Source organism: Sphingobacterium sp. Ag1 (assembly GCF_000988325.1).
GTDB lineage: Bacteria > Bacteroidota > Bacteroidia > Sphingobacteriales > Sphingobacteriaceae > Sphingobacterium.
This window is the reverse complement of the sequence record NZ_LBGU01000026.1, coordinates 1-13332: the sequence shown is the minus strand read 5'-3', so window position 1 is coordinate 13332 and position 13332 is coordinate 1. Positions and strand designations below refer to the sequence as shown.

Annotated in this window: 9 protein-coding genes; 5 read left to right on the top strand and 4 right to left on the bottom strand. The window is 42.3% G+C overall.

Going from position 1 to position 13332, the window contains the following annotated elements; all coding sequences use genetic code 11:
- Positions 1–63: 63 nt before the first annotated feature.
- The 3 genes from AAW12_RS04725 to AAW12_RS04715 all read left to right on the top strand — a co-directional run bounded on the left by AAW12_RS04725 (position 64) and on the right by AAW12_RS04715 (position 7427).
- Positions 64–3246 carry an efflux RND transporter permease subunit gene (locus AAW12_RS04725; RefSeq protein WP_046672461.1) on the top strand — a complete coding sequence of 1061 codons (3183 nt, stop codon included), beginning with the start codon at positions 64–66 and terminating at the stop codon, positions 3244–3246.
- 150 nt (positions 3247–3396) lie between these two features.
- On the top strand, positions 3397–5238 hold the full coding sequence (gene glmS, locus AAW12_RS04720; RefSeq protein WP_046672460.1) for a glutamine--fructose-6-phosphate transaminase (isomerizing): 1842 nt from the start codon (positions 3397–3399) through the stop codon (positions 5236–5238).
- Positions 5239–5246: 8 nt separating this feature from the next.
- Positions 5247–7427 carry a DUF4954 family protein gene (locus AAW12_RS04715; RefSeq protein ID WP_046672459.1) on the top strand — a complete coding sequence of 727 codons (2181 nt, stop codon included), beginning with the start codon at positions 5247–5249 and terminating at the stop codon, positions 7425–7427.
- A gap of 100 nt (positions 7428–7527) precedes the next feature.
- Here the strand turns inward: AAW12_RS04715 and AAW12_RS04710 are convergent, their stop codons facing one another.
- From AAW12_RS04710 to lgt, 4 genes are all read right to left on the bottom strand, one after another.
- Entirely contained in the window at positions 7528–8094 is a 567-nt protein-coding gene (locus AAW12_RS04710) for a helix-turn-helix domain-containing protein (protein ID WP_046672545.1), read from the bottom strand.
- Between the two features lie 398 nt (positions 8095–8492).
- A complete protein-coding gene (locus tag AAW12_RS04705; RefSeq protein WP_046672458.1) occupies positions 8493–9035 on the bottom strand; it encodes a murein L,D-transpeptidase family protein in 543 nt (180 codons plus the stop codon).
- A 93-nt stretch (positions 9036–9128) separates the two neighbouring features.
- A complete protein-coding gene (gene trpB, locus AAW12_RS04700; protein ID WP_231585208.1) occupies positions 9129–10319 on the bottom strand; it encodes a tryptophan synthase subunit beta in 1191 nt (396 codons plus the stop codon).
- 152 nt (positions 10320–10471) lie between these two features.
- Positions 10472–11287 (bottom strand): prolipoprotein diacylglyceryl transferase, encoded by an 816-nt coding sequence (gene lgt, locus AAW12_RS04695; RefSeq protein WP_046672457.1) that lies wholly within the window; start codon positions 11285–11287, stop codon positions 10472–10474.
- A 272-nt stretch (positions 11288–11559) separates the two neighbouring features.
- On the opposite strand from lgt, the gene AAW12_RS04690 reads away from it, so the two are divergent.
- Positions 11560–12678, top strand: a complete 1119-nt coding sequence (locus AAW12_RS04690; RefSeq protein ID WP_046672456.1) for a M42 family metallopeptidase — start codon at positions 11560–11562, stop codon at positions 12676–12678.
- A 36-nt stretch (positions 12679–12714) separates the two neighbouring features.
- A complete protein-coding gene (locus tag AAW12_RS04685; RefSeq protein ID WP_046672455.1) occupies positions 12715–13056 on the top strand; it encodes a DUF3467 domain-containing protein in 342 nt (113 codons plus the stop codon).
- Positions 13057–13332 lie beyond the last annotated feature (276 nt).

Sequence of the window (13332 nt, the reverse complement as noted above, 5' to 3'; positions counted from 1 at the left end):
GCATACTGTAATCGGTAGCAGATGGAACCTCGGTTGCATAGCTATTAAAAATAAATTATTCGAATGAAAATTACCGAAATATCGATAAAACGCCCCAGTATAATTATCGTATTATTTATAATACTGACATTAGGCGGGTTGTTTTCTTATACGCGATTGGGCTATGAATTGGTCCCTAAATTTGAAATTAACGTCATTACGGTACAAACGGTCTATCCGGGAGCTTCGCCCGCAGAGGTGGAGAGTTCGGTGACCAAAAAAATAGAGGATGCTATTTCATCCTTGGAAAGTATCAAAAAGGTGGAGTCGACTTCCCTGGAAGGGGTATCGATTGTCATGATTACCCTCAACAACGGTGCGGATGTCAACTTCCTGCTTACGGATGCTCAACGGAAAATAAATGCCGTGATCAACGATCTGCCGGATGATGTAAAGACACCTTCACTCTCCAAATTTTCCCTGGATGATGTGGCCATCATGAGTTTGGCCGTCACCTCCAACTTATCGGAGAAAGAACTCTACGATCTTTTGGACAATAAAATCCAGCCGGTCTTTGCGCGGATCAATGGTGTTGCCAAAGTGGACCTGATCGGAGGTGAGGAACGTGAAATCCAGATCTCTGTAGACCCGAAGAAAATTGAAGGTTATGGACTGACAATTTCGCAGGTACAGCAAATTGTAGCGGCATCCAATCTCGATTTCCCGACAGGTAACGTCAGTACTCGTGATAACCGTACAACCATCCGTCTTTCGGGTAAAGTGACTTCGATCGAGGAGCTGCGTAACCTCCCGATCACAACACCGGCAGGAGTGCAGATTTATCTGCGCGATATCGCCGATGTGCGGGATGGTATTAAAGAGATTGAAAAAGTAGCTCGCCTGGACCGTCAGAATACAATCTTATTGCAGGTCTTTAAACAGTCTGATGCAAATGCCGTAGCGGTGTCTGAAGCGGTCAAGAAAACCATTGCGGTACACGATAAAGACGGAAAAGTAATTTCGGGTGTAGAGAAGGATTATGCGGCACAGAATATTAAAATTCTGGTGGCCAATGACTCTTCAGAATTTACCTTGAATGCAGCCGATAACGTGATCCATGACTTAATGATTGCGATTGCATTGGTGGGCTTTATCATGTTGTTCTTCTTACAAAGTTTACGTAATGCGGCGATTACCATGGTGGCGATTCCTTTATCTTTGATTGCTACCTTCATTGGCTTGCTTTTGATGGGCTATACCTTAAACTTGATGTCTTTACTCGGTTTATCCCTGGTAGTCGGTATTCTTGTGGATGATGCGATCGTTGTTATCGAGAATATTCACCGCCACATGGAGATGGGTAAAAACAAGGTGCGTGCGGCCTATGATGGTGCCTCGGAAATCGGATTTACCGTAACGGCGATCACCTTGGTTATCGTGGTAGTGTTCCTGCCGATCGCGATGTCTACGGGTTTGGTGGCCAATATTTTGGCACAATTCTGTGTGACGGTAATCATCTCGACGTTATTATCCTTATTAGTGTCATTTACGGTGGTGCCTTGGTTATACTCGCGTTTCGGTAAATTGGAGCACTTGAGCAAAACTTCTTTCTTTGGTCGTATTATTCATGGTTTTGAAAGCGGTTTGAACAGCTTTACACATTGGGTTGCTGGATTGTTGACCTGGGCTTTAAAAAACGTCGGTACGAAATTGGCTACGTTGTTTTTGGCAATCGGTTTACTTGTTGCATCGTTTTTTTTGGTCGGTATGGGGTATATTGGTTCGGACTTCTTCCCGAGTATCGACCGTAAGGAGTTTTTCATCCAGTTGGAACTCGATAAAGATGCTTCCCTGGAGAAGACCAACTTGTTGACGCAAAAAGCGGAGGCTTATATTAAATCGAAACCTGATGTCAAAGAAATCATTACGACAGTGGGGCAGTCTTCGGACGGTATGGCTTCAACAACGGGTTCGCGTTATAAATCGGAGATCCACGTGATCCTCGACAAGGAAAATTTTGAGGGTAACTCACAAGTGTATTCAGCGACGCTGAAGCGTGAACTGGAAAATAAACTGATCGGTGCTAAAATCAAAACCGTCAATGTGGGTATCATGGGAGCGGAACAGGCACCATTGAAGCTGACCATTATCGGTGCTTCTGTCGAAGATGCGCAGGAATTTGCAGAGAAGGCGGCAGATCAATTACGTAAGATTCCTGGGGCTGCGGGTGTCAAATTGACTTCTGAAGCGGGTAACCCCGAGATCAATGTGAAGATCGACCGTGATAAAATGACTTCTTTGGGACTGAATGTCTCTACAGTGGGTATGACAATGCAGACGGCATTTTCAGGAAATACGGATAACAAATACAGAGCGGGTGATAACGAGTATGATATCAATATCCGCTATGCGGAAAATGGTCGTGCCAATATCGACAACGTACGTGATCTGAAATTTATCAATAATCAGGGTGCCTCTATTTCTCTGGATCAATTTGCCAATGTAACTTTTGGTTCGGGACCTACGTTGTTGGAACGTCGCGACAAGTCGCCGGCAGTATCCATTCAGGGACAGGCAATCGGTAGACCAATGGGTACCGTAGCACAAGAGTGGCAGGCACAGTTTGAAAAACTACCGCGTAAACCGGGAATCGTCTTTATCTGGGGTGGTAATATGGAAAACCAAACCGAAGGATTTGGTACTTTGGGTATTGCCTTATTGGCATCTATTATCCTAGTATACTTGGTAATGGTTGCTTTATACGATAGTTTTATCACACCATTTGTGGTCTTGTTCTCGATTCCATTGTCGTTTATCGGAGCCCTATTGTTCTTGGCGCTGGGAAATCAGACGCTGAATATCTTTACGATTTTGGGTATCATCATGTTGATTGGTCTGGTGGCCAAAAATGCGATCATGCTGGTTGACTTTGCCAACCATCGTAAGGAAGCTGGCGATAACACGCACGATGCGTTGGTGGCAGCCAATCACGCGCGTCTTCGTCCGATTTTGATGACGACAATCGCCATGGTATTTGGTATGATTCCTATTGCAATCGCTACTGGAGACGGTGCCGACATGAATAGAGGTCTGGCGATCGTTATCATTGGTGGTTTGTTATCTTCTTTATTTTTAACCTTGGTTGTTGTACCGGTGGTATACTCCATTTTTGACAGTCTTCAACGTCGTTTTGGAAAGAAAGAAAAGACAAATTATGAAGCCTTGATGAAGGAAGATTATGACCATGTCGACGTGGCAGAACATTAAAAAATAATACATTTTACAATAGAAAAAGGCGGCTAATAAAACATTAGCCGCCTTTTTTGTGTTAATTTTAGGTTAATCAATCGATTGCGTAAATATTTTTTATTACATTGCGGCGCATTAACAAAATATACACTTAAAATTGAGACATACATGTGTGGAATTGTAGGATACACAGGTTATCGTCAGGCGTATGGTATCGTCATTGACGGATTACAAAAGTTAGAATACCGTGGTTATGACAGTGCTGGAGTGGCATTGCATAAAGGTGAACAGATCGATGTTTACAAAAAAACAGGTAAAGTCGCAAACTTGGAAGAGTTTGTGTACGGAAAAGATCTACAGTCGACCACAGGGATAGGCCACACCCGTTGGGCTACCCATGGTGAACCTTCTGATCGGAATGCACATCCGCATTATTCCAATAGCGGACGCATCGCGATGATTCATAATGGCATCATCGAAAACTATGCTTCCTTAAAATCAGAATTAATCAATAAAGGTTATACGTTTAAAAGTGATACCGATACAGAGGTTCTGGTCAACTTTATCGAAGAAATTCAATTGCAGAATGAATGCTCGTTAGAAGAAGCGATCCGTATTGCTTTGAAACGGGTCGTAGGGGCCTATGTGATCCTCGTTTTGGAGGCCGGTCATCCGGATCGTATTATTGCAGCACGTAAAGGAAGTCCTTTGGTGATCGGTATCGGTAAAAATGAGCATTTTTTGGGTTCAGATGCTTCTCCGATGTTAGCGTATACCAAAGAAGTTGTTTACATCAATGACTATGAACTGGCCATTATCACACCGGAGGAGCTGATCCTTAAAAATCTGGGTAATGAGCGCATCACACCTTATGTCCAAAAATTGGATCTGGAACTGTCAGCTATTGAAAAAGGGGGCTTTGATCACTTTATGTTGAAAGAGATCTTTGAGCAACCGCAAACGATTTTTGACTCCATGCGTGGACGTCTGGATCTGCAATCTCATCAGATTACACTGAGCGGCATTGAAAAATTTGCCAATGAGATCAGCAACACCAATCGCATTGTGATTGTTGCCTGCGGTACCAGCTGGCATGCCGGGCTTATTGCAGAATATGTTATTGAGGAATTGTGCCGCATTAATGTGGAAGTTGAATATGCGTCGGAATTCCGCTACCGTAATCCGGTTATTCATCCGGGAGATGTGATCCTGGCGATTTCCCAGAGTGGAGAAACGGCTGATACATTGGTTGCGTTGGAAAATGCAAAAAAACAGGGTGCTATTATATTGGGTGTGGTCAATGTTGTTGGATCTTCTATCGCCCGACTTTCGGATGCAGGTGCCTATACCCATGCTGGACCAGAAATCGGCGTAGCAAGTACAAAAGCATTTACAGCACAGTTGACGGTATTGAATCTGATTGCCTTAAAGATTGCTTCTTTGAGAGGCTCGATCAGTGAAGAGCGTTATCAAAAACTCGCAAAGGAATTAAATGAAGTGCCTGAAAAGGTGGAGTGGATTTTGGATACGCAGGTTGATAAAATCAAAACCATTGCAAAAAAATACAAAGATGCCCGCGACTTTCTTTTCTTGGGTAGGGGATATAATTTCCCGGTTGCCCTGGAAGGTGCGCTTAAACTCAAGGAAATTTCCTATATCCATGCCGAAGGTTACCCTGCAGCAGAGATGAAACATGGACCGATCGCATTGGTTGATGAGAACTTGCCGGTTGTTTTTATTGCTACAAAGGATGCTTATCACGAGAAGATTGTTTCAAATATTCAGGAGATCAAAGCACGTAAGGGAAAGATTATATCGGTAGTTACCAAAGGGGATACCGTTTCTGAAAATCTATCGGATGATTTTATGGAAATTCCGGAGGCCGATGAGATCATAGCGCCATTGATTTCGGTTGTACCATTGCAACTGCTATCGTATTATATTGGTGTAGAACTCGGATTGGATGTGGACAAACCACGTAACCTGGCGAAGTCGGTAACTGTAGAGTAAGGGGGCCTATGAGTGTATTGAAGAAGAAACCTTTGGAACAGCTGGGGTATGGATTTATCCCAGATGAGTTTATTCCAGCAGGACAAGATGAATATACCCTGCGCTTTCAGCAAAACCCGCGTAATGACTACCGTGATCTGACGGAAACGGAGGTTCAACAATTGATTAACAACGGTAACTGGTCCAGCGACTGGACCAAGGTCAAAGTATCGGCAGTCTTTGATCCGAATCAGGTGCAGCACTGTAAGTTTTATGGTCTAGTCCGTATCGGCAATTTGAGTCCGAGTTACCTGGATTACCGCAATCTGCAGCTGCCTATTGGTCTATATCATTCGACGATCATCAGTTCGGACTTTGGCGACGATGTTGCAGTCCACCATGTGGGCTACTTATCCTACTTTATTGTCGGTAATGAGGTGCTGTTGAGCCAGATCAAGGAAATGGAGACCGGTAGTACAGCCAAATTCGGTAATGGTATTCTCCGTGATGGTGAAGAATCCGATAAACGGATCGAGCTGGAGCTCTGCAACGAAAATGGTGCCCGCTCGGTTTATCCCTTTGACGGCATGCAGGCAGCAGATGTATATCTTTGGACCCGCAATCGGCATGATCACGCCTTACAGCGGCGATTTGGAGAACTGACGGATCAGAAATTCGGAACTCAACGCGGCTATTACAGCCAGATTGGCGACCGCTGCGTCATCAAAAATACGTTGACGATCAAGAATGTCAAGATCGGGACTGATGCTTATATCAAAGGGGTCAGCAAGCTGAAAAATGTAACCGTCAATTCTTCGCAGGAATCGTATACACAGATCGGTGAGGGCTGTGAGCTCGTGAATGGAATTATTGGCTATGGCTGTCGTATATTTTACGGCGTTAAAGCCGTGCGCTTTATCTTGGCTTCCTATTCGCAATTGAAATATGGTGCGCGTTTGATCAACTCTTATTTGGGGGACAATTCGACAATTTCCTGTTGCGAAGTGTTAAATTCCTTGATTTTTCCAGCGCATGAACAGCACCACAACAACTCGTTTTTATGTGCGGCATTGGTGATGGGACAAAGTAATATGGCTGCAGGAGCAACCGTAGGATCCAATCACAACTCCAGAGCTGCGGATGGTGAAATTATCGCGGGACGTGGTTTTTGGCCCGGACTCTGCGTCAGCTTAAAACATAACTCCAGATTTGCATCGTATTGCCTGATTGTAAAAGGGGATTTTCTGCATGAACTGGATATCAAGCTGCCTTTTACCTTAGTAAGCAATGACGTACAACATGATCAACTGGTCTTGATTCCGGGGTATTGGTTTATGTACAATATGTATGCATTGGTACGGAATGCCAATAAGTATGCGGCGCGGGACAATAGACATTTCAAAAATCAATATTTTGAATACGATATGTTGGCGCCGGATACGGTGAATGAAATGTTTGCAGGGATGGATATGCTGGCTTTGGCCGTGGCGGATAGTCTCCACGCTGCAGCAGGACAGGAGGAGCACCAACGTATTGTTGCTGGCCGGGCACTGCTTGCCAACAACATGGATCTAAAAGATCAGACCATCGTGTTGCAAGGAGCCGAAAATTCACGCAGGCCGACTGTTATTCAGAAGGTTGGTGAGGCTTATCACTTATATCGTTCGTTTATAAAATACTATGGCGTACTGCATCTGATGGATGCCCTCGAGGAAGGTCTGTCACTGCAGGATATTATGGCCTCCTTGTCGGGTAGATCGCGTACAAACTGGGAGAATATAGGCGGGCAGCTGATTGAAAGCAATGCCCTGCACACTTTCCTGGATGATGTCAAATCAACAAAAATAGATTCATGGGACGAGATTCATGAGTTCTACCACGATAAGAGTAAATCCTATGCCTTGGATAAACGTGAACATGCACTCTTGTCTTTAATCGAAGTCTTAAATTTGGAAGGTATGGTTTTATCAACAGATAAAATTGTATCTTTGTTGGATCAGGCGCTTGGGCACCGGATCTGGATCGGTGAACAGATTTATAAATCCCGGGCCAAAGACTACAAAAATCAGTTCAAAAACATGGTTTATGCCAATGATGAAGAACGTGATATTGTGGTCGGAAAACTGGAGGAAAATTCTTTTATCAATCAACAGCAAAAAGAATTAGAGATATTCAAGATAAGGGTTGCTAATTTGAAAGGGCAATTTTAAAAGAAAGGCTTCCGCTCGGAAGCCTTTTCTTTTTTGTCTGTTTTCTAATCCTGGCAGCCGATGCTGTTATGTAGCTTGCTTTTTTTGTCGTTCCACGCCTTTACTCGTTGATTTTATCCAGAGGTTTGCGTTTATTGTCTTTGATCTGTTTAAAGTGACTAGGTGTCAATCCGGTTACTTTTTTGAATTGATTGCTTAAATAGGCAACACTGGAGTAATTGAGTTTATAGGCAATTTCACTTAGGGTAAGTTCGTCGTACACCAATAGCTCTTTGACATATTCAATTTTCTGGCCGATGAAGTATTTTTCGATGGTGATGCCTTCAACGTCCGAAAAAAGATTGGAGATGTAGTTGTAATCATGGTGCACTTTTGTGCTGATGATTTCGGAAAGATTAAGGCTGGTGTCGTTATGTTGATTACGGATGAGATCCAACACCACATGTTTTACCTGTTCGATGATGACGGTTCTTTTATCGTCAATCAGTTCAAATCCAAGTGCCGAAAAATTTGAAGCAAGTTGTTTACTCTCCGTTTTGGTCAGCTCTTCTTCAATCTCAACCTGGCCCAAAGAAATATGCTTCACATGGAGATTGAGCTTCGCCAATTCATTTTCAACAACCATTATGCATCTATTGCACACCATATTCTTTATTGCAAGTTTCATATCTAAATTATTACTGATTTGTGTCTGCATCCAATAGAATTTATGAATGCTTCGCTTATTTTTTTAAAGTCCATATGGACTATCCTGTTGCTGTTCTGCACGTGTATTTCATTCTTCAATTGCCTGTAGGCTACAAGGTGATCATTCGTATTTATGTTTCTCACATTGCGAAGTCCCATCGGAATTATTTTAAATACAAGTTACTCATGTAAACTCAAAAATCGGTAATTTATTAGACACGAGGTTGTAATATTTAAGGTTTATCTTGTAGTATTTTGAAACTGTGGGAAAAAAGGCGGAACAACTACATCCCTAGCGGATGATCGTAATGGGATGGCTGGCCAGCCCTTAATCCCTCAAGATGCTAGAGGTTTAGTTCAGTCAAGGATTTATTTTCATTAAGGCTTTATTTCAATAGCTGTGCCTATTGGAACAGCGTCAAAAAGCTCGTCAATTTCCGAGTTTGTGAGTGCCATACAACCGAAAGTCCAGTCCATGTGGCGTTGCAATTTACCGATAAAGCCTAGTCCGTTTCGGAGTCCGTGGATCTTGATGTCGCCACCGGCATCTTTTCCTAAACTTTTGGCATGGGCGATATCTTGTTCATTCGGGTAGGAGACACCTAGGTTTTTGTGATAGTCGCTATATGGATTTTTATCGTTGATCGTATAAAGACCCTCGGGTGTTTTTAAATCACCTTCAAATTCTTTGTCGCCCACAGGTTGACCGCCTAGTGAAATACGGTATGATTTGAGGAGCTTTCCCTTGCTATAGGCCAATAGCGTCCTTTTAGATTTATAGACAATCAGTTTGTCCACTTTCGCATGCCGATCCAACGTTGGTTCGGGATAAAGATTATAACCTATCAGGCCCAGGCAAAGTAAGACGAGGAGGCTGATGACTGTTTTTAAAACTATTCGACGTTTTCTAGGTCGTTTCATCTTGGCGATCGTTAGCTAATGGATAAAATGTTTAGCCCGAGCGCCCAACGTAGGCTTGGCGCTCAGGCTATGCATGTATTTTGATTTTGCGGCTTAGAATTCGCGGTCAACATCCTTGTCGCCACGTCCCGAAAGGTTCACAATAGCGACTTGGTTTTTGTCTTTGAGCAATTTAACCGCAAGGGCAACAGCATGAGACGATTCAATGGCCGGAATAATACCTTCCAGTCGGGAAAGCAACTTGTAGGCATCAATCGCCTCGGTGTCAGTCACGGGATGATAGTTTGCACGATTGCTATCTTTTAGCTGGGCATGTTGGGGCGATATCCCTGGGTAATCAAGGCCTGCAGATACCGAGGTTGAGGGGATCGGATTACCTTCATCATCGACCAGACAGTATGAAAATGTCCCCTGGAATACAGTTGGTTTACCAAAAGAAAGTGTCGCTGCTGTTTTTGGATAAGTCCCGGTGCCACCACCTTCACCACCATGAATTTCGACGGCATGATCATCGAGAAAACCCGAAAATAAGCCAATCGCATTTGACCCGCCACCTACACAGGCAAAGATGCTGTCGGGAAGGCGCCCTTCCTGATCAAGAATCTGCTGGCGTGCTTCTTTACCGATAACGCTTTGAAAATAACCGACCATTTTTGGGTAAGGATGTGGGCCAACATGCGATCCCAGCAGATAATAGGATGTGGGATTTTCGACGTAATACATCAAGGCCGCGTCTACGGCATCCTTTAACGTACGGCTACCTAAGTTGGTCGTTACAACTTCGGCGCCCAACAATTCCATGCGTTTGACGTTCAGGGCCTGCCGCGCAGCATCGATTTCGCCCATAAATACTTTACAGGGGATGTTTAACAATGCTGCTGCTGTTGCTGTTGCAACGCCATGTTGACCGGCGCCAGTTTCGGCAATGATTTCTGTAGCGCCCATTTGTTTAGCCAAAAGAATTTGACCGATACAGTTGTTTATCTTGTGGGAACCTGTATGGTTTAAATCTTCCCGCTTTAAATAGATTTTGGAACCTACGTATTCGCTTAAATTCTTCGCGTAATATAAAGGTGAGGGGCGACCGACATAATGTTTTAAGATCGCAATAAACTCTTTCTGGAATTCTTCTTTTTGGACATGACTATCGAAAAAAGCAGCCAGTTTATTCAATTGCTCTTCCAATACTGGTGGGATGTAAGATCCGCCAAATTCTCCATATTGACCATTGTATTGAAGCATCTTCTCATTTGCTTCGACAGATGCAGCTTGTGTTAGACTCATTTTAGGCTTAAGTTTCTTGTTGTAAAAAGATATATTGTTTATTGAAGCCTAATATAGTAATCTTTGCAGGTATAGAAAAAAAACAAGGCATCTTTTGTAGAAAAGATGCCTGTAAAATCTTGTATTTGCAAACAAAAACAATGTCTCCTGTTTTAAGCTTTGGTTTTCCGGAAGATAAAGTAGAAGCCTACCAGAATAAAAGGTATACTCAGTAATTGGCCCATATTTAAAGCCATACTTTGCTCGAAAGGTTCTTGGTCAATTTTAAAATGTTCCAAGACCATGCGTGCACCAAATAATAGGACCATGAATATGCCAAATAATTGGCCTTTTTGGCGATTGGGATTTGATTTGAATAGGGAGCCAATGATAATGAAGATCAAAATATAGGCGATTGCTTCATAAAGCTGCCCTGGGTGGCGCGGTACATTGTCTACACGTTCGAACACGATAGCCCAGGGTAGATCTGTAGGTGTACCAATAATTTCGGAATTGAAGAAATTTCCGATACGGATAAGTGCACCGGCAATAGGGACTACAACGACCAATCGGTCCGCTAGCCACAGAAAATCAGTTTTTGTTTTCCTGCAGAATAAATAGAGTGCGAGGATAATTCCAATGGCGCCACCGTGAGAAGCCAAACCTGCAAAACCAGTGATATGAAATCCTGTTTTATCCCATTTGAATGGAAGAAAGATTTCAAGTATATGATCTTTGTAATAGTCAAAATCGTAAAATAGGCAGTGTCCTAATCGTGCTCCGATCAAAGTGCCCAGAAAAATATAAATTGAAAGCTGATCCAACTGTTCTTGTGTGCGGCCTTCCTTTTTGAATATACGTAACATGATTACGTATGAAACAAAAAACGCTAACAACCAGCATAAGGCATAATAGCGAAGGGCAAAAGCGCCAAAGTTGAACATTTCGGGGTCAATATTCCAATGTATTGCACTTAATATTGAATTCATAAATTTTATAGCTTTTTAAATTACTTTGAAGTAAAGATAAGCTTTAATCTCATTTTTTTATTCCTACAATTTGTTTTTAAGCAGAATATCATTGGGCTGCGGATCTAATTCATTCATCGTGAACAAAATATTGTCTTTTGCGGATCCTTTTTACTAAAAGAGGAGCGTATGACCTAAAATAAATTGCGCAAACAATATTTCAAAAAACATTTTTACTTTTGCATTTCATTGAAATTTTCATATTTTGACGAAAGTAAATAGAAAAGGAAAAGATGGCAGAAAAAAACAAGAAAAAAGAGCCGAAGCACGACGCGGTTGTGACGAAAGATTCGCTTTCATTTTTTGAGAAATATATCAATAATGCTTCTCCTACAGGATTTGAGTGGGAAGGTCAGCGCCTGTGGTTGGATTATTTGAAGCCTTATGTTGATGATACATTCGTTGACAACTACGGTACAGCTGTAGGGGTAATCAATCCAAAAGCGGAGTATAAGGTCGTTATAGAGGCTCATGCGGATGAGATTTCTTGGTTTGTCAATTACATTACCAAAGATGGATTGATCTATGTGATTCGTAACGGTGGTTCGGATCACCAGATTGCGCCGTCTAAGCGCGTGAATATTCATACGGAAAAGGGCATTGTCAAAGCTGTATTCGGCTGGCCGGCAATTCATACGCGTTCGGGAGAGAAAGAAGAAAATCCTTCACTGAAAAATATCTTTTTGGACTGCGGCTGTAGTACCAAAGAAGAGGTTGAAGCCTTGGGAATACATGTCGGTTGTGTCATTACATACGAAGATACATTCTCTATCCTTAACGACCGTTATTATGTTGGGCGGGCTATGGACAATCGTGCCGGTGGTTTTATGATTGCTGAGGTTGCTCGTTTGCTAAAAGAGAATAAAAAGAAATTGCCATTTGGATTATATATCGTAAATTCGGTGCAAGAAGAGATTGGTTTACGTGGTGCCGAAATGATTGCAGATCGTATCAAACCGAATGTCGCCATCGTAACTGATGTGACACATGATACGCAAACACCGATGATCAATAAGATCACACAGGGCGATCTATTTTCAGGGAAAGGTCCGGTATTGTCCTATGCTCCAGCGGTTCAGATTAATCTGAATAAACTGTTGGTTAAGGTTGCTGAAAAGAATAATATTCCTTTCCAGCGTCAGGCTTCTTCTCGTTTTACAGGAACTGATACGGATGCATTTGCTTATAGCAATGGTGGTGTACCGTCTGCGTTGATTTCTTTACCACTCCGTTATATGCACACAACAGTGGAGATGGTGCACAAGGAAGATGTGGATAACGTGATCCGGTTGATTTACGAAACATTATTGAATATTGAGAACGGACAAGATTTTAGAAAATTTACAAAGTAGAATTTAAGAATATATTAACTTATCATTAGAATTATTATGGAAAATAACCAAAATCAAAACGAATTGAGCATCGAGTTGACAGAAGAAGTAGCAGAAGGAACCTACTCAAATCTTGCGATTATCACTCACTCTAATACTGAATTTGTGGTTGACTTTATCCGTGTGATGCCAGGAGTGCCAAAAGCAAAAGTGAAATCAAGAATCGTTTTGACTCCAGAGCATGCAAAACGCTTGTTAGGTGCATTGGTTGATAACGTGAACCGTTTCGAAGCATTAAATGGCCCAATTAAAATGGACTTAGGTGTTGCTGAACAACCTCAACAAGGTGGTGATCCTACAGTTGCATTTCCTTTTGGAACGCCACAAGGTCAAGCATAGTTGATTGCAGCTATCATTGAGATATCAAAAGCGCCAATTGAACATTGGCGCTTTTTTTATGTCCTTGATTTCAGCAAAGTCTTTCCGATGCTCCAATTCGGTTCATGTATGAAAAAGACGATTGCCCTAACTACCTGTTAAGGGATAAGATCATCAAGATCTAATTAAAATTGAAACATCTGCATATCAGGTAGTGCCTATTAATATTTCTTAATCAATGTTTAGACAGTAATAAGTCAGTCTATATTCAGTCTACACTGAGCAAGCACTGAACGA